This window comes from Paenibacillus campi, assembly GCF_034659835.1.
GTDB lineage: Bacteria > Bacillota > Bacilli > Paenibacillales > Paenibacillaceae > Saccharibacillus > Saccharibacillus campi.
The window spans coordinates 328,590-351,440 of the sequence record NZ_JAXSQZ010000003.1 but is presented as its reverse complement, the minus strand read 5'-3'; the positions used below and the strand labels follow the sequence as shown (position 1 = coordinate 351,440).

Annotated in this window: 19 protein-coding genes; 3 read left to right on the top strand and 16 right to left on the bottom strand. The window is 45.4% G+C overall.

What is annotated here, in order from left to right; all coding sequences use genetic code 11:
* Nucleotides 1–448: 448 nt before the first annotated feature.
* The 3 genes from U1I11_RS10210 to U1I11_RS10200 all read right to left on the bottom strand — a co-directional run bounded on the left by U1I11_RS10210 (nt 449) and on the right by U1I11_RS10200 (nt 2,781).
* Nucleotides 449–994, bottom strand: a complete 546-nt coding sequence (locus U1I11_RS10210; protein ID WP_322905991.1) for a GrpB family protein — start codon at nt 992–994, stop codon at nt 449–451.
* A 111-nt stretch (nt 995–1,105) separates the two neighbouring features.
* A complete protein-coding gene (locus U1I11_RS10205; RefSeq protein WP_322905990.1) occupies nt 1,106–2,308 on the bottom strand; it encodes an alanyl-tRNA editing protein in 1,203 nt (400 codons plus the stop codon).
* Nucleotides 2,305–2,781, bottom strand: a complete 477-nt coding sequence (locus U1I11_RS10200) for a GNAT family N-acetyltransferase (RefSeq protein ID WP_322905989.1) — start codon at nt 2,779–2,781, stop codon at nt 2,305–2,307. The genes U1I11_RS10205 and U1I11_RS10200 overlap by 4 nt, the downstream gene beginning before the upstream one ends.
* A gap of 262 nt (nt 2,782–3,043) precedes the next feature.
* Between U1I11_RS10200 and U1I11_RS10195 the strand changes: the two genes are divergently transcribed.
* Nucleotides 3,044–4,753 carry a methyl-accepting chemotaxis protein gene (locus U1I11_RS10195; RefSeq protein WP_322905988.1) on the top strand — a complete coding sequence of 570 codons (1,710 nt, stop codon included), beginning with the start codon at nt 3,044–3,046 and terminating at the stop codon, nt 4,751–4,753.
* A gap of 107 nt (nt 4,754–4,860) precedes the next feature.
* Here the strand turns inward: U1I11_RS10195 and U1I11_RS10190 are convergent, their stop codons facing one another.
* The 4 genes from U1I11_RS10190 to U1I11_RS10175 all read right to left on the bottom strand — a co-directional run bounded on the left by U1I11_RS10190 (nt 4,861) and on the right by U1I11_RS10175 (nt 10,341).
* The gene (locus U1I11_RS10190; RefSeq protein ID WP_322905987.1) at nt 4,861–5,688 is read right to left on the bottom strand and encodes an aldo/keto reductase; all 828 of its coding nucleotides are present in this window, start codon (nt 5,686–5,688) and stop codon (nt 4,861–4,863) included.
* Between the two features lie 270 nt (nt 5,689–5,958).
* Nucleotides 5,959–6,966 carry an acyltransferase family protein gene (locus U1I11_RS10185; RefSeq protein ID WP_322905986.1) on the bottom strand — a complete coding sequence of 336 codons (1,008 nt, stop codon included), beginning with the start codon at nt 6,964–6,966 and terminating at the stop codon, nt 5,959–5,961.
* A gap of 363 nt (nt 6,967–7,329) precedes the next feature.
* Nucleotides 7,330–8,388: an LLM class flavin-dependent oxidoreductase gene (locus U1I11_RS10180; RefSeq protein WP_322905985.1), complete on the bottom strand. Its 1,059-nt coding sequence runs from the start codon at nt 8,386–8,388 to the stop codon at nt 7,330–7,332.
* A 297-nt stretch (nt 8,389–8,685) separates the two neighbouring features.
* Entirely contained in the window at nt 8,686–10,341 is a 1,656-nt protein-coding gene (locus U1I11_RS10175; protein WP_322905984.1) for a GGDEF domain-containing protein, read from the bottom strand.
* A gap of 420 nt (nt 10,342–10,761) precedes the next feature.
* Here U1I11_RS10175 and coaA point away from each other — a divergent pair, with 420 nt between their 5' ends.
* A complete protein-coding gene (gene coaA / locus U1I11_RS10170; protein ID WP_322905983.1) occupies nt 10,762–11,691 on the top strand; it encodes a type I pantothenate kinase in 930 nt (309 codons plus the stop codon).
* Between the two features lie 118 nt (nt 11,692–11,809).
* Nucleotides 11,810–12,181, top strand: coding sequence for a DUF423 domain-containing protein (locus U1I11_RS10165; protein WP_322905982.1), 372 nt, complete (start codon nt 11,810–11,812; stop codon nt 12,179–12,181).
* 90 nt (nt 12,182–12,271) lie between these two features.
* On the opposite strand, the gene U1I11_RS10160 is transcribed toward U1I11_RS10165, so the two are convergent.
* The 9 genes from U1I11_RS10160 to U1I11_RS10120 form a co-directional block, all read right to left on the bottom strand.
* Complete coding sequence (locus U1I11_RS10160) at nt 12,272–15,079, bottom strand: chitinase N-terminal domain-containing protein (RefSeq protein WP_416235612.1); 2,808 nt, start codon at nt 15,077–15,079, stop codon at nt 12,272–12,274.
* 435 nt (nt 15,080–15,514) lie between these two features.
* Nucleotides 15,515–16,603: an AI-2E family transporter gene (locus tag U1I11_RS10155; protein ID WP_322905981.1), complete on the bottom strand. Its 1,089-nt coding sequence runs from the start codon at nt 16,601–16,603 to the stop codon at nt 15,515–15,517.
* Between the two features lie 208 nt (nt 16,604–16,811).
* Nucleotides 16,812–17,711 (bottom strand): fumarylacetoacetate hydrolase family protein, encoded by a 900-nt coding sequence (locus tag U1I11_RS10150; RefSeq protein WP_322905980.1) that lies wholly within the window; start codon nt 17,709–17,711, stop codon nt 16,812–16,814.
* 288 nt (nt 17,712–17,999) lie between these two features.
* On the bottom strand, nt 18,000–18,317 hold the full coding sequence (locus U1I11_RS10145) for an L-rhamnose mutarotase (RefSeq protein ID WP_322905979.1): 318 nt from the start codon (nt 18,315–18,317) through the stop codon (nt 18,000–18,002).
* 242 nt (nt 18,318–18,559) lie between these two features.
* The gene (bshB2, locus tag U1I11_RS10140) at nt 18,560–19,264 is read right to left on the bottom strand and encodes a bacillithiol biosynthesis deacetylase BshB2 (RefSeq protein ID WP_322905978.1); all 705 of its coding nucleotides are present in this window, start codon (nt 19,262–19,264) and stop codon (nt 18,560–18,562) included.
* Nucleotides 19,264–19,611, bottom strand: a complete 348-nt coding sequence (locus tag U1I11_RS10135) for a YojF family protein (protein ID WP_322906196.1) — start codon at nt 19,609–19,611, stop codon at nt 19,264–19,266. Before U1I11_RS10135 ends, bshB2 begins: the two co-directional genes overlap by 1 nt.
* A 251-nt stretch (nt 19,612–19,862) precedes the next feature.
* Entirely contained in the window at nt 19,863–20,975 is a 1,113-nt protein-coding gene (locus U1I11_RS10130; RefSeq protein ID WP_322906195.1) for a rhamnogalacturonan acetylesterase, read from the bottom strand.
* 526 nt (nt 20,976–21,501) lie between these two features.
* Nucleotides 21,502–21,753: a YolD-like family protein gene (locus U1I11_RS10125; protein ID WP_322905977.1), complete on the bottom strand. Its 252-nt coding sequence runs from the start codon at nt 21,751–21,753 to the stop codon at nt 21,502–21,504.
* A gap of 363 nt (nt 21,754–22,116) precedes the next feature.
* Nucleotides 22,117–22,548 carry a universal stress protein gene (locus tag U1I11_RS10120; RefSeq protein ID WP_322905976.1) on the bottom strand — a complete coding sequence of 144 codons (432 nt, stop codon included), beginning with the start codon at nt 22,546–22,548 and terminating at the stop codon, nt 22,117–22,119.
* Nucleotides 22,549–22,851: the final 303 nt, after the last annotated feature.

Sequence of the window (22,851 nt, the reverse complement as noted above, 5' to 3'; positions counted from 1 at the left end):
CGATATCCACCCCATCATCTAGCACCTGTTCTTTCAAACAATGCGCTAATTCCTAGTATAGTGCTCAGATTTATTCTGCTTATTTGAAGGTATCACAGTGCGCGTAAACGGTCAATTAGAATGCCTTATAGGTTTTATCAGTTCTCCTGATGAACGATATTTCATTAACAATAATGGTCAATGAACCGATCCCAAACAAGCGGTAATATGGAGCGATATACACGACAAAAAGCCTTCTTTTGCTGCATAGCGAGCAGCTGATCCGCCAGCTTGCCGACAAAAAAGGCTGTTATAATTTTCGTTATCTGATCTATCATGATTCGTATGTTGATCCGGCACAATTAGGCAAGCTGCACTTGGGATGAGCGCTTTTGCTAAACTATCACTTTTACACATCCAATCGCTGTCTATTTCGTATACGCTGTTACGATATGACCATATTTTCACATTAATCCTGTTCCGTACGTTTGGCAAAAATGGACTGTATCCATTGTTGTTTATACGCCGTATAGTCGTTAATATCGCCGTGTTCGATGCTAAAAGACTGTTTTAACCGTTCATACTCGATCCGTACAGATCGATGTGTATTTAAATAATCGCGAAAAAACAGCATATTTTGCCAATGCTCGCCTTCGAATGGAATCATATGAATAAAATGTGTTTTCACCGCATACGTTGTATCTGTAAACTTGGCAAACACAATCTCCTGTTCACGCTGAACGTTTAAACGATAAAAGCCGAGCGATTTTAATGGCGCATCATAACAATCAGGATATGCTGGTTGCCAATGTACACCGAAAGCGATATCGATTACCGGCTTCGCCTGCATGTCGATAATTGCAGTGCTGCCGATATGTTCAATCTGCCGTGCATCCAGTTGAGGGATAGCGACGATTATCGCTTGCTTCACACGTCCAAATTCATCTTTCCAGCGTGGATCATGATCAACCAGCTTGACCTCGCCTCGTTTTAGACCGAGTATAGGATCATTCATCTTCATCTTCTCCCTATCGCTAATAGGATCATAACACCTGTTTTAAACTGGTACATTTGCAGTCTAACCGATCCAACGTATCATTTGCCTCCGCCCATGCAAAAGCCTCCATTACAACGCCCCGTCTCCACTCCACTGCTCCCGCACAAAATGGACAAATTCACGCAATTGCTCGGTTGATTCAAACCCCGCCTGTGCGATCCGATCATTGCCGCCGCCTTTTCCACCAAAGCGAGCCAGATGCTGTTTGAAAAAGATGCCGCATTGCAGCTCGGCATGACCAGTTTGCGCAAGTACGACTTTTCGTTCAGCGGTTGATGACAGCAGTACAATCAACTCGCCTTGCTCCAGTAACAGATTAGCGATCCGCTGCAAATCTTGCAATGAGCGCTCCGTCCATTCCTGCTGCACAATCGCTTGAGTCGCGCCGGACTGTATTTGGCTTAACAACCGTTCCAGCATAAATTGATCATTTTCGCGCCGCAAACGCTCCACTTCTTCGCGCTGCTGCTTTTGTTCCTCGTCCCATTTGTCAAAGCGACCGACGATATGTTTGCGTCCGGTATTAAAGCGTGCCGCCAGTGCATCGTTAATCGCCAGACTCTCATTATAATCGTCTAGTGCCCGCAACCCGCAGCGAAAATACAGACGGATATTGCCTTTGTTTTTCTCTGCTTTGTACAGTTTAATGATGCCAATCTCGCCGGTACGTGATACATGCGTACCCCCACAAGCATTATATTCAATGCTTTCGATTTCGACGATACGCACACGCTCGGTCACACTCGGCGGCTTAACCAACTTCAATGTGGCAAGCTGCGCTTCATCGACCATATAGCTGCGAATCGGCAGATTGCGGTAAATGTATGTATTGACCTGTCGCTCAACCGCTTGCAGTTTAGCAAGCTCCAACTCGGCAAGCTCTATATCGATCGTACATTCGTGCTCGCCAAGATGAAAACTCAGCGTAGGCGCATTCAGCACTTCTAGGCATGTAGCCGATAGCAAATGCTGACCGCTATGCTGCTGCATATGATCGAAACGACGCTGCCAATCAATTTCGCAATACAGCTCTGCACCCGGCGACTGCTCTGGCAGACTAGGCACCTGATGCAAAATGCGCCCGTCGACCCGAGATACGTCCAGTACAGGCATCCCATCGATCGTACCTCCATCACAAGGTTGCCCGCCGCCATGTGGATAAAAAGCGGTCTCTTTTAGTACGACATAATGTTGCCCAGCTTGTGTAAATGCCTCCTCCAGCGCTGTCGTCCAGCTCGTCAAATAGGAGGAATCAAAATACAGTTCATTCATGCTTCAGCCCTCCTTTGATCTGTTTCCGTATCTATCACTGTTTTGCGCATCGCCTGATGTGGAATGCCGACTTCGGTAAATGGTTCTCCATACGTTTCATACGCCAGTTTTTCATAAAATGGAATTGCCACCTGACGTGCATGCAACATAATATGCCGATATCCTGCTTGCATAGCGACCTGCTCGGCTGCTTGTACGAGACGACGCCCGATCTGCTGACCACGCAGTGATTCATCGACGGCAACCTGCTTCATTTGCAGTGTATGTTCAGCTGTATGCTTGAGCAGCAACACACCGACGACCCGATCTTCGTACAATGCACACAGATGAATCGCCCCTTCTTCCCCTTCAAGTCGCTCCTGATGGATGCTCATACCGAGCGGACGCCGCAGCACACGGTCGCGCAATTCCAGCGTTTGCTCATAGCGCTCATGATCGGCAGTTGTAATGCGTATAATGTGTAATTCGTTCAATTGTACCACTCCTTTGGCTTATGTAGGTGCAAACGCTACATGTTATACATTATGAAAAAGTTAATCATATCGATACAAGAAGATCAAGAAATTGGTCGCTACTAGATTAATATCATGCAAATACGGTTAACATTAAAGCAAATAAGTATTAGACAATATTCGATCTTTTTAGTGCAATCGATTTGGTTGAATTGCATCTAATGATTCTTTTTTACCACTACTTTGTTACTACTATTTTATTACTACAAATATGAGGTGACCTATGAATATTCGATTTGGCATTACAAGTAAAATTTTAGCAGGCTATGTTTTAATTATGTGCTGCTTTGCGATAGCGATCGTCATTGTGCATATCAAAATTAATGAGCTGGAAAGCAATATTACTTATATTTCAGAGCACGATATGGATGTGCATAAGCTGACTAACGATATTCGTTTGAATATTATTGATATGGAAACCGGGCAACGCGGCTATGTTATTACCGGTAATGACAACTATCTTACTCCGTATAACAACGGTAAATCCCAGTGGCAATCCAATTATGACGCATTGTACACGTTGCTGGCAGACAATCCATCGCAACAGCAAAAGCTTAACGAAATTAAAGCCAACATTGCCAAGTGGATCAGCACAGCCGGTGATCCGGTCATTGCGCTGCGCCAACAAAACAATACGGCAGCGATCCAGCGCTTTTTTGTAGATGACCCGGGCAAAACAGATATGGATAACTTTCGCACAGAAATTAGCGATTTTCTAAATACCGAAGATCAGTTAACCCACCAGCGTGTTAACAATCTGCACGACAGCAATGTTCATTTGAAAATGATACTGTATGGGCTGCTTGCCGCTGTCATCATACTGTCGCTCATTATCGGCTTTATTACCGCCTACCGGATCACACGCAATATGCGCCTCGTTACCTATACGATTAACGATATCGCTTCTTCTGGCGGCGATCTTACACGCCGGATTGAAGTCCAAACGAATGATGAAGTCAAAGACCTCGGGCAAGCAACTAATACATTGTTAATTAGCTTGCAACGTATCATTCAAGATATTCAGCATAACACTGTCCAGCTCGCTGCTGCCAGTCTGCAACTTGAAAAAGGCGCACGCGAAAGTGCACGCGCTTCTGATGAAGTCGCCCAATCGATTCAGAAAATCGCTGAAGGCTCGGAGCGCCAAGTTTCACGTACCGAAGATATTTCTTCCGTTATGCAGCAATCGATCGCCGGCTTGGAAATGGTAGCTGATACGAGTGACTCGGTAGCAGGTATGGCACGCCAGACGCAGGAGCTGGCAACTGTTGGCGGCGCCAAAATTCAAAACAGCGTGCAAAGTGTGCAAAGTATGGCAACTGCATTCCGTGCGATTGAAGACGGTGTTACCGAGCTATCCGAGCGCTCGCAACAAATTTTATCGATTACGAGCTATATTTCCGAAACGTCCAATCAAACGAATCTGCTAGCGCTGAATGCAGCGATTGAAGCGGCGCGCGCCGGTGAGCACGGACGTGGTTTTAGCGTCGTAGCTGATGAAATTCGCAAGCTTGCCGATCAATCGTCAAATTCTACAAAGGAAATTACAGCGATCATTCAAGCGATGACGACCGCTATTCAAGGTATGGTAGAGCTAGTAACATCAACTACAAGCCAGGTCGATGAAGGTGTTGTATTGCTTGGTGAAGCCGGGGAAACATTTACTCATATTATGGGACAAATTGGGCAATTAAATGTACAGATTACCGAGGTCGCTGATTCGGTTAGCGAAATGTCCAAAGGCACTCAATCCGTCGGTACATCGCTCCAAGAAATTAATGGCATTACCGAAGATATGGCTTCTTTTACCGAAGAAGTATCCGCCATGACCGAAGAACAGACCGCTTCATTAGCCGAAATGGTGTCAACGACCGAACAGTTAAAAGAAATGTCAACTTCATTGCAGCAGGTCGTTGATCAATTTAAAATTTAAATGAGACAGCGCATGAACAACAGATCATCAATAACAAAAGAAGCGATGCCGGCGAGCGGCAGTTCGCTTCTTTTTGTTTATATGATCATTGTCATCATTCTACTCATTTAAAAATTAAAATTGTCTGGATCAGCGCCAAAACGACGGTTTTCATTTAAATCATCGATCTGCTTCATTTCTGCAGCCGATAGTTCAAAATCGTAAATATCCGCGTTTTGCACGATCCGCTCTTTATTAATTGATTTCGGAATCGTGACAATCTCGCTCTGCACATCCCAGCGCAGCAGTACTTGTGCAATCGATTTACCCTGCTTGTCCGCAATCGTTTGCAATGTCGGATTATCGAGTAATCGTCCTTGCGCAAGTGGTGCCCATGCTTCAATCTGGATGCCTTGCTGTTTGCAGTAATGACGCAGTTCCACTTGGCTTAACAGCGGATGCAGCTCGACCTGATTTACAACCGGACGCACTTTGGCATCGGCAAGCAAATCTTCCAGATGATGAATTTGGAAATTCGACACCCCGATCGCACGCACTTTGCCATCTTGATGTAGCTTTTCCAACGCTCGCCATGTATCTTTGTATTTGCCTTTAACCGGCCAATGAACGAGATACAGGTCGACATAATCTAGACCGAGCTTGTGCAAACTTTGGTCAAACGCTGCCAATGTTGTATCATAGCCTTGCTCCGAATTCCATACTTTTGTCGTAATAAACAAATCTGCACGCGCTACGCCTGATTCGCGGATCGCTTGTCCAACACCTTCTTCATTTTGATAAAGTGCTGCCGTATCGATGCTGCGATAACCTGCTTCAAGCGCCCATTTTACTGAATTGACGACTTGTGCGCCTTCCTCCACTTTATATACACCGAGACCAAACCACGGCATCTGTACACCGTTAGACAGCTTTGTTGTTGATTGCAGATGAAGCATAAATAATTCCTCCTTTGTCAGATAGCTGAGGTTAAGATGGCGCGTATACGCTAACGTTCCCTATATAGTATAACTCATCCTTTCCCGATCGTTAAACTGAATATATTACATATATACTTGAAGCGTATGACCCGAGCTAGGGCGTGTCCAGCTTTACATGTGCTATCTGATCGACTCCATCGTATGAACATACATCTGCATGACACTATAAACTTCTCTAGGCTATCTATACGACATTAAACTACACCTTTCTTTAGCGCGATCAGCCTACTAGCCTAGATCAGTACGGCTGCTCTGACGTTTGAATATGCGTTTTACTCCCGGCTCTACTAGCCAGGCTGAAGCGACACGCACACGGCTAAGCGATAACAATACGGTCACCATTAGACCAAGCGGCACAATAAGCAGTCTTGCCACTTCGATGCCGAGCCAGTCATACATACCGCTAGCGGTTAACGCCATCACAATAAAACCATGCAGTACATACGTATACAACGTATTGCTGCCCAGCTCCGAAACTATACCGAGCGGACGCGTCGGAATTAGGCTCATGACCGCACCGCCAATGATGACTGCAACGGCATACACACCAATCCGGTACAATCCTGCTGTCCATTCGTAATGTCCAAGCGATTCATAAGAGAAGCTTCCATACAGCCACTCTTTGACGACAAACGGCGAATATACAGCAATCACAATAGTAGCAGTTATAAGCGACAACACCGCTATTGTTTTCATCATCGGTCGCTGCAACATCGTAATCCACGAACGATCCATGTAATAACCTGCCAAGAAAAACGGGAAAAATACGATCGTGCGCGACACGCTAGCATAATATTCCGCATCATTAGCATAACCAGCTACAATCGCCAATACGATGGAAAGCGGCACCGCATATTTGATCCGAATCATATACGGCATTGCCGTTTTCCATAACACCATGCTGAACAAAAACCACATTAACCAGTATGGCGTAAAATAAGAAAAAATGAGCTGTAGTCGATCGTACAGCCAGTAATCAAACAACGAATACAACGTCTCAAAGATCAAATACGGGATGACCAGCTTGCTAATCACTTTAGTAAAATAATCACCTGTGCCGATCTGTTTGGCAAAGTAACCAGAGACTAGCACAAACAGCGGAATATGAAATGTATAAATCATTACATATAAAGGTTGCAACCACGGATCATCATACAGCGGCTCAATCAAATGCCCGATGACAACGAGTGTAATGAGCACAAATTTTAAATTGTCAAAATAAGCATCCCTTGTCATGCGAATCACACTCCTCTCATTACGTATCATCCGCCTGCACTACAATACCTCTTATCACTAAACGTGAACCCCATTATATCTATACACGCTTTACCTATTCAATAGAGGTGCATAATAGCCTATTCGTCTTAGTTTTATCGCTTATATACGTTTAACAACGAATTATTAACATTTATATCTTCAACTACTACCTTGTCACCTGTTATTTGCCCCTCCTATAGTCACACAAAAAAGAGACCGCAGTCATATGCAGTCTCTTTCGTTTCGCGATCGCTTTATTCACATTGGCATTATTGTCTTATCAGCAGCAATATGCAGCATATATCGATTAAAACAACACAACTGTTTTCAAAAAAGTAACCGTTATGTCGTCGTTTGCCCTTGTTTCGCTTGCGGCAGACCGGCAGCTTGGGCGATCAGTTCATAGGAGCGTAATCTTGCCGTATGATCATAGATCATGCTCGTCATAATTAACTCATTTACGCCAGTATCTTGTATATAACGTTGTAGTCCTTGTCGAATACGCTCTGGCCCACCTTTGATGGTAGAGCTAAGTTGTTTGGCTACAGCGGCTTGTTCGTAATCTGTCCATTTGCCTTCCATTGCAGCAGGGGGCTGAATTTGACCTGTGCGTCCGCGAATAATATTCAGAAATTGCTGTTGCATCGTTGTCGATAACCACTCGGCTTCTTCATCCGTATCGGCGGCGATTGCATTTACACCGAGAATGGCATAAGGCTCTTTTAACGATGCGGAAGGCTGAAAATATTCGCGGTACATACGCAATGCACGCTGTGTATAATCGGGCGAGAAATGACCAGCAAACGCAAACGGCAGTCCTTTTTGCGCAGCCAGTTTAGCGCTGAAATCGCTGGAGCCAAGCAGCCAGATCGGAATGTTCAATCCTTCGCCAGGCACCGCACGAACCGGCGCATGATACGAAGTGGCAGACGCATTTAAAAACGTTTGCAGTTCATCCAGCAATTCCGGAAAATCCTCGCCGCTGTTTATGTCGCGTCGCAGTGCAAGTGTAGTGCGGCGATCGCTGCCGGGCGCACGACCTAATCCAAGATCGATTCGACCTGGATACATCGATTCCAATGTGCCAAATTGCTCAGCGATGACTAGTGGTGCATGGTTAGGCAACATAATACCGCCAGAGCCGACACGAATCCGACTCGTTTTGGCGGCGATATAGCCGATGACGACCGATGTTGCTGAACTGGCTACACCCGGCATATTATGATGCTCGGCAAGCCAATAACGCTGGTAGCCAAGCTGCTCGGCATGACGGGCAAGCTCTAAACTGTTGCGAAACGATTGCGCCGGTGTGGAACCGGCGGTTACAGGGGCAAGATCGAGCACAGATAACGGTATATAACCGGGATGACCCGGAACGAAAGATGCATTTGGTTCAGACACAGATAGTCCTCCTTTAATAAGCAACTGTAAAGGTTACCTATCCTATTATCCGCCTCTTGAATCAGAAAATCCAGCCTTTGCCAAACGATAAGATGAGCCGAAACGATAAACAATTTGTTTTATACTATCGAATCTAGCGCTGTAGTTAGGGCACAATCATCGGTAGCCGTATGCGGCAACATTATATACGCCTCAGACAAGCGGCATAATCATTTGCAGCGATAGCCATATCGTTATTGTGCCTGTTCAGCGTGATCGGTCAAACGTTTTATTAACTCATTTGAAATTTTGCCAATCTTAGGAATTCGTTGCTGTACTGCAACCGACAACACGATTTCGTCCGGCATGTTTCGCTTCATATAAATGACGGTCAGCAATCGCCAGCAGCTCCATCCGATTCAGATTGCCACCCGCTGTCGTACTTACGCCAAGACTTGCGGTAACTGGCATATTGCCTGTAATCGGGCTCCAATCTGCCGCATGGATCGCCTGACAAAGACGATGAGCATACAACATACCGCGCTCGGCATCGGTATCTTTGAATACAGCCAGAAATTCCTCACCGCCGATTCGCGCCAGCGCAGAGGACGAAGGTGCGGTAAGCGACATAATTTTGGCAACATTGACGAGCACGGTATCACCAACCTGATGAGACAGCGTATCATTGATTTCTTTAAAATGATCCAAATCGATCAGCACAGCGGTAACAGGCTGACCGCTAAGCAGCGACTGGGCAAGCAAATCATCCAAATAGGGGTCCATAAAACGACGATTGTGCAAGCCGGTTAACGGATCACGCAGCGCCATCTCTTTAAAATATTCACTGTCTCTACGCGCTTCCTCCGCATCAAACGTCATTTGCAAAATACGTGCACGCGCTTCGCGTTCTGCTGAGCGCTTCGCTTCACTTTCCTGATGATACAGCTTGTGTTCTTCATACGCTCTGCGATAATCGCCAGCAGCGGCATACATTTCTGATTGCTGCAACCGTACGCGTACCATCAAGCCGGACAACCCTTGTTCACGACATAGATGGCGCGCTTCATTAAGCGTCTTTTGCGCTTGTTTTAGCTTGCCTTGTAGCCGCTGCGCCTCGGCAGCAGTAAGCAGACATTCCGGCAACACATTCAAATCGCCAAGCTTGCGACTTAGCGGATCACGCAGCATCGGTGCCAATGTCGCTTCTGCTTTTTCAGGATGACCGAGCAAAATTTCGATCGAAGCGATCGTATCGAGATGAGATGCACTAAGCTGCATATTGGCACGTGCTGCGATATCGCGCAGCTCGTTGGCAAGCCGATACGCGGCTTCGCCCTCACCAAGCTCGCAGCGCGTATACGCCATATTGTTGAGCGCAAACAAGCTAAGTAGTGTATCATCCGTCGCTCTCGCAATCGTGAGTACTTCATCAAAATGTTTGGAGGAATCATCATACGCCCCTACCTCATCCAGCGTAAGTGCAAGCATCATCAGATGATCCGCACGCAGCGAAGGAATCGCCTGTTCAGGTAGCTGCTGCAAACAGATGACGGCATGCTGAAGCGCACTTTCATTGTCGCCAAGACGACGAAAAAAGCCGGCTAACAGCCGATGGCTTCGTGCAAGAATATGTTTATGGTCATTGTTCTCCGCCCATTCGTTCGCCTGGCGAATAATCCGCCCTGCTTCGGCAACTTTGCCCTGACGCGCCATAATATCGGCTTGGATGAGACGCGTGCGAATGATCAACGCTTCATCGCCAGTTTGCTGTGCTACTTGCAGCGCACGCTGAGCTGCCGATACGGATGCATTCACATTTCGGTAGGGTAACAATTCAAGGGTATCCAGCATTTTGGAGAAAGCTTCAGTCGGATGATGAATCAGATGTTTGTTACGGGGCACGCCCGGTTCTTCTTTATCCGCTTGCTCATCCTGATAGATCGGGATGGAATGTTTATCGGTTGAATTGGACATGCGGCTTCCTCCTTCTTGACATAAGCAGCACCGGATCGATGATGTGGTGCTACAGCAATCAGCCTGCTTATCTCTTAAATGCAAGAGATAAACAAAAATATTAAAAGAATATGAATAATGTTCTATACAAAAAATCGTTATGTAATATATTGAATAGTGAATATCCTTGAATTACTATTATACACGGGAAATGGATATATAATTGCATCTATTGCCGCACTTTACAAATATATTACTAACTATAGCTTAATGAATTATGGATGATAAGTCTTTTTTGCACTTTTCCTTTACATTCAGCAAACATTTTTTTCAATTTGGTAGTTTGGGCTGCCATTCTAACTTTTCTAAGCGTATATAAGGTTTTTATGCGCCAAATTTGATACACTGTAAAATAAATAAACTTGCAGAAAGTGAGAGCACATGAAACGTTATTCGCCATACATCGAATTCAATCGCCAGTACTGGGCGTCTCTGAGCGATAGTCATACCCCACTACCTCTAACCGAGCACGAATTGGAGCAATTAAAGGGGCTCAATGAGCATGTATCTTTGCAGGAAGTGCAGGAAATTTATTTGCCGCTTACCCATTTAATTCATCTGTATGTGGGCGCTTCACAGCAGCTTCATCAGCTGACCGGCAGCTTCCTACACATTCAAGCTCCCAAAACCCCCTTTATTATCGGCATCGCCGGTAGCGTCGCTGTAGGCAAAAGCACGACAGCCCGCTTATTGCAAACGCTATTATCGCGCTGGCATACACATCGTAAAGTCGATCTGGTAACGACCGATGGTTTCCTTTACCCGAATGCGATTTTGGAAAAACGCAAAATTATGAATCGCAAAGGGTTTCCAGAAAGCTACGATATTAAGCGTCTAATTCAATTTATGGGTGATATTAAATCAGGCAAGCCGGAAGTGCATGCTCCGCAATATTCCCATCTGACCTATGATGTGCTGCCTGATCAGGAAAGCATCATTCAGACGCCGGATATTTTGATTGTGGAAGGCATTAATGTGCTGCAAGTCAAAAAAGAAACGCCGCTGTTTGTGAGCGACTTTTTTGACTTTTCCATTTTTATCGATGCCGAAGAACAGGATATTGCGCGCTGGTATATCGAGCGCTTCCAGCTGCTGCGGCAGAGCGCTTTCCAAAATCCGCACTCGTATTTTCACGGACGTTTTGCCAATTTGTCCGAAGAAGAAGCGGATGCGGCAGCCAAACATACATGGAAAACGATCAATGCGCGCAATTTGCATGAAAATATTTTGCCAACCCGTGAGCGGGCACAGCTTATTTTGAAAAAAGAAGCCGATCATAGCATCCAAAATATCTTTTTGCGCAAATTGTAAATGACGGCTGAACGGATACGATCAAGCGGTGCTTTGGCATAAATAAAGCGGCTGCTCCACCTCACACTCCATCCTGATAGTTAAGTCATTATACCTATAAAATAAAAGGAGTTTATGTATGCAAACTATGCTTGTTCTCGGAAGTATTATGATGTTTCTGGCGGTCGCCATCGGTGCCTTTGGCGCCCATGCGCTGAAACCGCGTCTGAATGCAGACATGCTTAAAATTTATGAAACAGGTGTCCAGTATCATTTGGTGCACGGAATCGGTATAATCGCTGCCGGAATTGCAAGCAGCCAGTTAACGCACGGACATACGCTTGCAACAGCCGCAGGTTGGTGTCTGGTGGGCGGAATTGTGCTCTTTTCCGGCAGCTTGTATGCGCTTAGTCTGAGCGGCATTCGCAAGCTAGGCGCGATCACACCGCTCGGCGGCTTGCTGTTTCTGGCAGGCTGGGTACTGCTGGCGATCGCTGTCATGCAACGGTAAATGAATAAAAACACCCCAAATAAACCGACTGAGGCTGCATTCCAGCCAGGTCGGTTGTTTGGGGTGTTCATATCCAATAACATTTTCGTGTTACGGTGTAACTTGAACGGTAATCGGCTCACTTACCGTTACGCCGGACTCGTTTACAAGTTCAGCAGTATATACGTATTTACCTGGCGCTTTACCGGAAATGGCAGTTACCGCTCGTTGTGCCTGTGGTGTGCCCGCTTGCAACTGCTGTTGATCGATCAGCTTCCCATCCTCATACAGACGGTATTGCGTCGCATTTGTGCCCCACCACATATTCATGCTGATGATATAGCTTCCATCGCCATCCCAGTTATCGCTTGCCAGTACCGGTTGACCTGGATTGGCATCGGTCACTTTCACCGTTAATGGTGCGCTTTTGACTGTACCGAAATGATTGGTCAGTTCCAGCACATACGTATAATTGCCATTCGTTTTGCCTGTGATCGGTGTCGTTACTTGCTGTGCTGCCGGGGATCGGTCAGCCAGCTTGCCAGTGGCGATCAATGTATCATTTTCATATAGCTTGTATGTCGAGCCGTTATTGCCCCACCACATATTCATCGTCACTCCGTAACTGCCATCCAACAACCCGGTATCATGCCCATTATCGTCGGACAGCACCGGTGTTCCCGGCACATCTGTCGCCAGCGGTTGTTCTGTCGGCGGCTCCGGTGTTACCGGTGCAGCGGCGGCTGTCAGATCATCCAGTCCACGCGGTTTAAGCTGATAGCTCCCTTTGAAAATAGCAGCGATGCCGCTGATATGAACCCAATCACCTGCTTGATAAGGGAATTTGTCCTGTGTCAAGCCTGTACGTGCATCTACACGTACATGGGTCGTTGTCGCTTGATCGGTATACACATCACCGGTCACATCAAATTCAAATGAACCGGTTGGTGTAGCGCTAACGATATTGCTAATCTGCACTTGCTGTAGCTGGATCAGCTCACCTTGATTGTACGCATCCACCGTTACCGCGCTAACTGGTGTCGGCACAGCGGTTGTTCCTTTTTTAGCGATCGCAACCGGATCGGTTAGTTCCAGTTCGGAATTGTACACCGTCGTGGAGGCGGTAATACGCACGACATCACCCGGCGTAAAACCGCTTTGATTTTGATACACATAAATGCCACCTGTCGCATCTTGTACATAAAACGCCTGACCGCCAAACGCACCTGGTACAGTCGTCACTACACCTTCTACCGTCACAAGCGCACCTGCACTTTGACTACGTGCTGCCGCAATCGTGCTTAGCTCGGGAATAATAACGCCGCCTTGATCGACTGGCAATGGCTCTGCCGGAACGTTAGCGATCGTGACGGACTGAGTGAGCACATTACCGCCATTTTGACGTAAACGCAAGCTGGCAGCACCTGTTGTACCCGGCTTTATACGTACGGTCAAATCTTTGATCGCATGACCTTTGCTGTCCGCAGTTAAACTATACGTAGCGCTATACCCGTATGAGGTTGGCCATGTGCCATCTGCGTTTTGAATTTGCGCCACCTGTGTGCCGCCTGTTACATAAATGCCTGCACTAAAGCCAGATACAGTGCTGTTTGGTAGCAAATCATCCGCAACTACGCGAATTTGGAACGGTTCGGCATTGGGCAACTGGGACTGATAGACAAGGCTATAGGCTGGATTCGTCACCTTTACCGAGCTGCCATACGCGCCTGGCTTAAACGTTGAGGAATCCCACCATTTATAACCGGCAGCCGGTGCTGCCCACGGTTCTGCCTGCGGCTCAGTTGATGTTTGCGGCGTTTCGATCGGCAACAGTGCAGTCGGCTGATCGAGCTGCAATCCATCTACTTGCGCCAAACTCGTATAACTTTCCTTGGTGGACAGCCAGTTTACCGCATTGACGAGCAACTTGCCGTCATCCACTTCTTTGAAGCCATCATATGTCGTCTTTTTGGCGCCGTTTTCTTCGCGCAAATATTTAGGTGTCGCATCTTCGACCGGGGAAGAATCACCGATAAATGCCGCTTTACCGGCACCAAGCTTAGATACGGCAACATACGGCCCTTCCGCTACACCGCCGCCATTATACACACCTTGATCGACAGCATTCGGCCAGGCGTCTTTAGTTTGCGGCAAGTACACGATCCCTTTCGCTTTGCTCGGATCGGTAATCGCCAGTGTGGAGCCAGCATGCATAGCTACACTGTTCACCCCTTCCGTAATGCCAAATGCCTGATTGGGAGCAACGATGTTGTTTGCATTAATATCACCGAGCGCATTATAACGGAAACGAACACCAAAGTTATCAGACAGCCAATCCGAGCTAACTACATTTTGCATCGCTGCGGAATTGCGTTCTTCGGCAGACATGCCTTTGGCAGGGTCTGTCCATGCCCCACGCCGATATCCGTTAATAACTTCGGAACCGTCCCAACGGTTTTTGTTACGATCTGCGTTATAATGATCACCGATAAAGAAAATACTGCCGCCATTTTGCACATATTGCTTCATCGCATCCTGTTCACTCGTTTTGAACGGCACATTCGGTTCAGCGATGACAAATACGTCATACGTACTCAAATCTGCATATGTAAACGGAACTGACTTGCGCAGCTCTTTAACATCATAACCATCATTAGCTAGCGCATTCGCAAAATCGGAAAACCCGCCATCAATGACCCAATCTGCTGCACCCGCAGTCTGTGCATGCGAGTTGTCAAACAATACTTTTTTGCCAGCATTGCCGTTAATGATTTTCGCTTCAATAAATGGAGCCGGGTCACTTGCAGTTTCGGCATGCGCTATCCCTCCTGTCAGCAGTGCAGCAGGCAGCGGCATCAACAATGAAAACGCTAGCAAACTTTTTGCCAACTTTGACCGCCATTCAGTACATGTAAGCATATGTTTCCTCCTATGTATTATGAAATTAGAATAACGTTATCATTCTAACATGGAAATATATGCAAAAGTAATTTTTTTTGTAAAATATTAATCAAATTAACATCCAAAATTGCACATACGCATTAAAATAAACTATATCATTAAACACATCACAATCCGCTGCTGATCGACTTTACGTTTATCGTAACTTCAAAGTGAATTAAGCTTCCATTGATTGAGCGATTGTAAAATATAATTTCATACTATGCTTAGGCATAAACGATAACTACGATCATCCAAACGTACATCGTAATCATCAACTGTCATAAACAAAAAGCCACTTTCCCGCTCTTACAAACGAAATCGAGCGTACAACATCGTTTGCAGGAATTAGGAATATGGCTTCTTTTTACGATCAACTATCCATCATTTTAGTATCATATGAGCATGCGCTAATTAACTAAGTTGATCTGGTGGAGATACTTGTTCTTTAGCAGCATGCGGTGGATAAGAACCGCTGGACGTTTTGACGCGATTCACACCGATCAGATCGAGGAAAAAGACGAATAACGGTATCCCGATAATCAAGCCCCACGGCCCGATAAAATGCTCGGAAAAGATCAAAATGACAAACGTATAAAATACCGGCAAATTCGTTTTGCTTGACATCAACTTTGGATTGAGCAGATACGCTTCAATCGCATGAATAATCAAAATAAGTATGAGCAAATAAACAACATATTTAATACCGCCCACACTCAGTGCAGTTAATCCAAGTGGAATGAGCGAAATAAACACACCCGCTACCGGCACCAGTCCAAGTACAAATACAATCACGGCTAGACCAATCAGATTAGGAAAGCCCATAATCCATAACATCGTAATCGTCAAAATCGTATTAATAAACGAAATAAGCAATTGCGCTTCGATCACTTTGCCAAATGTATTTAAAAACATTTTGCCAAAATAACCAACTTCGGTAAAAAACCAGCTTAGCTTGCTATCTTGAAATGACGCTGTAAAACGTGCGATATGCGAGCGATCAAGCAAAAAGAACAAACTGAGCAAAATCGCGATAAACAATTGCGATCCCAGTTGACTAATTTTCAACAATACCGTAAAACCGGGACCGATAAATTTACCTACATTTTCCAAAAGCTGCTCGATATTCAGCGTACGCATCAATTCCACTACATAATGATTCCATTTGTTTGCATGCGGATTGGCGTACACATTCTGAATCATATCGTAAATTTGCACAACCTGCATACTGACAGTCGGCACCATCCGATAAATCCCCCAGCTAATTACCGCCAGCAATACGACATAAACGAGCGGAATAACAAAAAACGGAGATACATTGGGAATTACCTTTTGAAACAGCTTCATGACTCCTTTATACAGACTGCCGATCAAAATCGTTAACAGCAGTGTCATCAGTACAATATTCATCATGCTCAACATTGAATAGATCAGCAGGATCAATATCCCAAGCACAATGATCCGTCTCATCCCTTCATGGTTTATCCATTCCCTAAACTTCATTCACAGACCCCTTCTCTATTTGTGTCCACTTCTTTCATAATAACGTGTTTGCAGCGTGCTGTCACCGACATCCTGTACGTCTGGTTGTCAAAAGTAACCGTTCGTCCCTTACCGCAAACTTATGATCACTAGTCCATACCGTTGCTGCCGCCCATAACCGGTATCGCCTCTTATCGGGCAAGCTCCACATGCACTTCAATCCAATCGCTTATTTAGCGGCAACAGCCTTGAACGTATTCGTGAGCCGTCCGAGCTTGTCGATCTCAATCGTCACTTGGTCGCCATCTTTCAACCATTGCTGCTCGCCTGGCGGCTGTCCGAGAATAACGCCTTCCGGTGTACCGGTCAAAATAATATCCCCCGGCAACAGCGTCATATATTGGGATACATAATGCACAATTTCATCGCAGTGAAAGATCATATCCGATGTATTGGACTGTTGGACGATACGATCATTGACATATGCACGAATGCCTAGCGAATTCGGATCGCCCACTTCGTCTGCGGTCACAAGATACGGCCCAATTGGAGCAAAATTAGCACATGTTTTGCCCAACAGCCACTGACTCGTCTGCATTTGCAAATCCCGTGCGGACACATCATTAGATGCACAATAACCAAACACATATTGAAGCGCTGTTGCTTGGCTCACTTGCTCCGCCTTTTTGCCGATGACGATGCACAGCTCTGCTTCATAATCGACCTGCTGGCTGAACGCCGGCAAAGGCACAATGTCCAAATGAGCGGCTACCGTATCGGAAAATTTGCTGAATACGATCGGTGTTTGCGGTTCTGCCATGCCAGTTTCGGCAGCATGTTTACGATAATTTAGCCCGATGCAGATCACTTTGCCAGGCTGCGATACTGGGGGCAGCCAGCGAACGTCCTGCTCCTGTATGAACTGTTCAGACGATATGTTTGCTGCTTGCTCAAGCCATTGCTCAATCTGTGTATGTAGCTCCGTGGTGTTCAATAATTGCTCGACCGTTTGCGGCAATTGCAGCGTTCCACCGGACTGCTGCTCCAGTACAGCCAATGGCAAAATACCTTCATTCAAACGAATACCAAGCTGGCGTTGACCATTCCATTCATAATGTACATATTTCATTACAAATACACCTCCAACACTTATGATGACATGTTAGAGGTGCTGATACAACTTTAGGTTGTCGATTGGCGTCAAATTAGTGTTATTGCTGCACGTCTTGCTTACAAAGCATGGGCAAAAATCAGCAACAACGTTACGATTAGTAGGATTTCTCCATTCAAAATCACGTTCAAGCGCATTTCAACATGTTTCATGATAAAGCGATCATAACATAGGCATACGATGAATTTAATGGAAACAATGTAGCAGTGCTTTGTGCTTGTAATGACTTGCGTACTTATGATCTATTCAGGCATAGTTTTCATAATGAAACACTTCTGGTATGTCTTGCGACGTCGTTCCTTGCTCATTAATTAGCAGCAAATCAGACATATATGCCTGCCAGCGCGTATTGGCGAGATGAGTAGCCAGCGTTTCCATCGCCTGCCGATAATTATCAACTTCCATATATGCAAATAGCGCCCCATCATGCAGAAAAATGCTGTACGTGCGAATACCAACCTGTCCGAATGCTGCTAACAACTCCGGATCAACCGCCTGATGTCGGCGTATGTATTCATCACGATCTTCCGGCTGTATGTTTAACACAAACGATACTCGCTCCATCGTCATACACTCCTTTTGAAATAAAATACAACAACAGCTATATTGTAAGCGTTATCTTATCCAAAATCAAAACGATTTGTAAGATAGCGATGAGCAGACAAACAGATCAAATCGAATCGCCACCTATATATCAACATTGTTAAATGATATGGCAAAACTTCTAATATGCAAGCAACGCCTACACGCAACAAAGCCGCCTTGCCTGACGGGCAAAACGGCTTTGCTCTTTGTTTTGGTAACAATTAAGACTGCGTAAAGGAATGATACGTCCAGAAACGTTCACGGCTAAACCGTTCGCGCAGCTCACGATCCATCTTTTTACTTTTGCCCAGTTCACCTGGTGAAGGAAATTGAGAACGATGCGCATGGATGGAATCAAGCTTGTTTTGAACGAAGTCGCTCACATCATTTTCCACGTCAGGATAACCGATTTCATCGGTGCAATTACGGGAGAATGCCATCGTATACAGCGGCGGACGTTCTGCTTCCGGCAATTGAGCGAATGCACGCACAACGGCAGCGCCTGTAGCATCATGATCAGGGTGTACGCTATAGCCTGGATAAAAGGTAAACACTGCCGCTGGCTTTAGCTCCTGCAACAGCTTGACGATCGTACCATCCAGCACTTGGCGATCTTCAAACTCAATCGTTTTATCATGGAAGCCCATCATACGCAAATCTTGAATACCGATCGCATCAGCGGACTTTTTCAATTCTTCGCGGCGAATCGTAGGCAGATTGACACGGTTCGTAAATGGCGGTGTGCCCATATTACGTCCCATTTCGCCCAATGTAAGGCAAGCATACGTCACTTGCCCGCCAGCGGCAATATGTTTGGACAATGTACCGGACAGACTGTAGCACTCATCATCCGGATGAGGCAATACAACCAATATACGGGAATTGTCAGGTAGCGTCAGTTTCATCGGGTTCATCTCCTTACTCATTAGAAAGGCTCCTTACTGAGCTGCAATGCAACGACAAGCTTGCCTTGCGCGTCATGACCTGCCATAATTAGACGCTCCTGCTCGGTATCTTCATAATGGGTTAAGCCTTCGGAATAGACCCAACCGGTTTCCGTTTTCAGACCAACACGGAAAAAGGGCGCTTGCTCCGAAATCGAGCCTGTACTGTAACGCAGACGTGCATTGCTAATAAATGTCGCTGACGGGTGCTTGCTGCTGTCCAAATGGGACGCATACGCGCCAGTCGTCATTTCTAAGTGAATATACAAATCCTGATCTTGAAGTTCGTTTAAACGACGCTGGATCAATATCGGATCAATGAGCTGCATTGTCATCTCTATCTTCCTCCATATCCTCGCAAAAATGCTTATCATATTATACTACATTATTTTTCGTATGTATAAAAAAAGACAAATTTTCGCGTCTATACCGTTTTTGCAGACGTCAATACACCGGCAAACAGATCAAGCGAACTGTTTGCCGGTGTATTCATTGTTTATCGTTCCGTTTCATTTACTCATCTATACAGCGATAATGCACAATCCGTTAGCCCACTCCTACGATCTGCAATCAAACGGGATCACGGTAGCAAACCTTGACGTTGCAGCTCCTCCGATACAAGCCGTGCCAATTGAATCGCTCCCGCACGATTCGGATGCAATGAATCGCCGTCCATATACAGATCAAGTGTAGCCGCCTGACCAATCGATGTAAAATAATTAGAACTAATCACATTCAGATCAACTAATGGCACCTGTTCTTCTTGTGCCAATGCAACAGTTGCAGACCGATACCATCTGCCTTTCGCATCGTGTACACCAGCGCTGTTAAAATCGGTGGCACGCCCTTGCGGAGTGGACAAAATCGCGGTTGCGCCTTTTGCTTTCGCTTGACGAATCATATCGCGCATATATTGTTTAAATTCGGCTTCGGTTGTGTTGTTTTTCCGATTCGTATCGTTAATACCAAGCTGGACGATAAACAGATCGCCTGGTTTAATATATTTCAAAATCGCTTCCATTTGTCCATCATTAAGGAAACCGCGTGCAATCTGCCCACCGGAAGCTATATTGCGCACCAAATAGTTGGATGGATTTACATACTGCTGCAACATTTGTCCCCAACCACCTTGTACGCTAGTATCGAGCGGATAATAATTGGCTACCGTAGAATCCCCGCCGATATAAATGGTCGGTCGTGTCTGCGGATTAGTAGACAATTGCGTAATTTCCAGCGCACTTAAAGTGAAATTAGCTCCAGCCTTGCCCTCGGTAACGAGCAGATTCAATTGCCCATCAGTAATTGGAATTTGGAACTGATCTTCCGCGTTGTTACCGGTCATATTGATGAGCTGATAAACCCCTTCAGCAGCGACACTGGAACGAGTCGTATTGCCCAGCATTACTTTAACATTGTACAAGCCGTTCGGCAGATCAACATTGAATGTATTGCTGCTTTTGATGCCATAAACGAGAAATTGCACGGAATCACTGCCGACTCCCGAACCGGAAGCAGACACATTGCGCATATTGTTTGGTGTATTAAAACCAAAACCACGTGCCGCACTATAACCGTCCTCCGCACGAACCCCTGTATAACCAGCTTGCACCACGCCATTGCCAAAATCAAACTTATAACCTGTCGCTGCAACAGCCTGCTCGCTAGGCAGTGCAGTATACATACTTGTTAGCATCAAGCCAGCAAATACAGCTACACAAGTACGGCGCCATAGCTTGGCAAATCCTCCCTGTTTGTGCGTAGTTTTCAATCGTACATTGTGCTCTAGCGTCTTGGCGTTATGTTCTGTCTGTCCTGTTGTTCCAGCATCAGCGTTTGACATTTGCGGTGTTATCATCGAATTCCTCCTTTTATGTAAGCGCATTCAATACTGCCTTTTATACATTCGTCTTATGCGCTAGTTCTCCTTTCCGATAATTCAGAATTGACTATTAATATATAGAACTTTAAGGTATAAAAATAAAGATTTGTCACTTCAACTGATCGAATGTATTTCATACAAAATGAACTTGCATCCTAAAATAAACATATTTCAGCTATACGACATCAAACTTCACATTTAGCGCAGTCAAAATAATAGCAACGAGCTAGGCTTACCTTCATTTACTGCGCTGCACTCCTTTCCGAAACTAAAACCTGCCCATAACAAATACTGACCTAGCCGTCAATCGGCTAAGTCAGCATGTACTTAAATACATCATTTAATCGCGCGGGTAATTCACTTGCATAATATCCATAAACGGAATTTTGTATAAATCCTCCATCTGTTGCAGATGCACTTTGCCAGTTCGGGAATCCATCGTTACGATCTGACCACGTACGGTTTCTTCCCAACCCCATACGGTGAGGACAATTTCCGATTTTTCACGATAGGCTTCCGTCAATTGATTACCGAGTTCTTCCAGAACAAATTCATCGCGTGTTGGACGCTTGGCCACTTTTGCTTTAGCCAATGTAAGACCTCCCTACTATATTCTCCTTTTTATTTTAACGGTTCATCTGATGAGTTACAATAGTTTGCGCAAAAAAATAAGAACAAATGTTCCGAATGAAGTCACAGATGAACGTCTCGCTACCGATCCAAATCGCAAAAAAACCGTCCGCTCATACAACTGGCATGCGGACGGTCTAAATGCATATTCATTTAGCTATTCATTTTTTGGTATTCGTTCTGCTGTTAGTTCGTTTTCGCGCAGCAATTTATGTTATGAACAAACAAGCTGCGCAGTATGCTTAATTTATAATTTCTCACAATCGTCGATGCTTGCCAATTATCCGTGCCAACGCATAAAAATGATATTGTCGATCATCAGCGCTTATTTAACGATCATTACCGGTGCCGTAGCACGTTGCGTTACGTAACGGCTGACACTGCCTTTCATTAATTCATTAATCGTGCTCAGCCCACGCGTACCCATAATGATCAAGTCCGGATTGGATTGCATAGAATAGTCAACGATCCCTTTGGCGGCATTGCCGCAGATGATGACTGTCTTCGCATTCGGAATTCGAGCGATCATCTGGCGCAGATTGTGACGTACCTCATCCTCTTTATGATCAAAATACGTTTCCAATTCACTCGATGTCATAATAAGCGGCTGGCGCAGCTCATCTACTGCTGCACAATCTACATACAGAATCTCAAGCTCCGCCTGCAAACTTTCAGCCAACGCTGCTGCGCGTTCAAGCGCACGCTGGGAATGCAATGAACCATCATAGGGGACAAGCACATGCGAGATCGCCATCATGAATTCCTCCTTTGAAATGGAATTACAATCACTCTGCAATGCATAAAGCGTTATGCGCTAAAGACCGGTATTTACGAGTAAAATGAGCGCTAAAAACAACGTGCTTATTATTAAAATAACTCCAATTTATGTAAAATGCAAGCGTTTTCAATGATGAGCAACAAAATGACTGTTTATTATGATATGATCCAATCGAGCATACTAATACATTGACCGCACTTCATGCAAATTTGGGAGATATTTCAATTACTTCTTTATTTAGCGACGCCAACAAGCAGTCAAAGTCAGCGGTCAAAGCGGTCA

What these genes read in the sequence shown, in the direction of transcription:
- U1I11_RS10210 (WP_322905991.1), bottom strand. Translation starts at nt 994, where the DNA reads ATGAATGATCCTATACTCGGTCTAAAACGAGGCGAGGTCAAGCTGGTT.
- U1I11_RS10135 (WP_322906196.1), bottom strand. Translation starts at nt 19,611, where the DNA reads ATGCAGCTCATTGATCCGATATTGATCCAGCGTCGTTTAAACGAACTT.
- U1I11_RS10190 (WP_322905987.1), bottom strand. Translation starts at nt 5,688, where the DNA reads ATGCTTCATCTGCAATCAACAACAAAGCTGTCTAACGGTGTACAGATG.
- U1I11_RS10145 (WP_322905979.1), bottom strand. Translation starts at nt 18,317, where the DNA reads ATGGAGCGAGTATCGTTTGTGTTAAACATACAGCCGGAAGATCGTGAT.
- bshB2 (WP_322905978.1), bottom strand. Translation starts at nt 19,264, where the DNA reads ATGAGTAAGGAGATGAACCCGATGAAACTGACGCTACCTGACAATTCC.
- coaA (WP_322905983.1), top strand. Translation starts at nt 10,762, where the DNA reads ATGAAACGTTATTCGCCATACATCGAATTCAATCGCCAGTACTGGGCG.
- U1I11_RS10175 (WP_322905984.1), bottom strand. Translation starts at nt 10,341, where the DNA reads ATGTCCAATTCAACCGATAAACATTCCATCCCGATCTATCAGGATGAG.
- U1I11_RS10150 (WP_322905980.1), bottom strand. Translation starts at nt 17,711, where the DNA reads ATGAAATATGTACATTATGAATGGAATGGTCAACGCCAGCTTGGTATT.
- U1I11_RS10205 (WP_322905990.1), bottom strand. Translation starts at nt 2,308, where the DNA reads ATGAATGAACTGTATTTTGATTCCTCCTATTTGACGAGCTGGACGACA.
- U1I11_RS10185 (WP_322905986.1), bottom strand. Translation starts at nt 6,966, where the DNA reads ATGACAAGGGATGCTTATTTTGACAATTTAAAATTTGTGCTCATTACA.
- U1I11_RS10165 (WP_322905982.1), top strand. Translation starts at nt 11,810, where the DNA reads ATGCAAACTATGCTTGTTCTCGGAAGTATTATGATGTTTCTGGCGGTC.
- U1I11_RS10130 (WP_322906195.1), bottom strand. Translation starts at nt 20,975, where the DNA reads ATGCTAACAAGTATGTATACTGCACTGCCTAGCGAGCAGGCTGTTGCA.
- U1I11_RS10195 (WP_322905988.1), top strand. Translation starts at nt 3,044, where the DNA reads ATGAATATTCGATTTGGCATTACAAGTAAAATTTTAGCAGGCTATGTT.
- U1I11_RS10160 (WP_416235612.1), bottom strand. Translation starts at nt 15,079, where the DNA reads ATGCTTACATGTACTGAATGGCGGTCAAAGTTGGCAAAAAGTTTGCTA.
- U1I11_RS10155 (WP_322905981.1), bottom strand. Translation starts at nt 16,603, where the DNA reads ATGAAGTTTAGGGAATGGATAAACCATGAAGGGATGAGACGGATCATT.
- U1I11_RS10120 (WP_322905976.1), bottom strand. Translation starts at nt 22,548, where the DNA reads ATGATGGCGATCTCGCATGTGCTTGTCCCCTATGATGGTTCATTGCAT.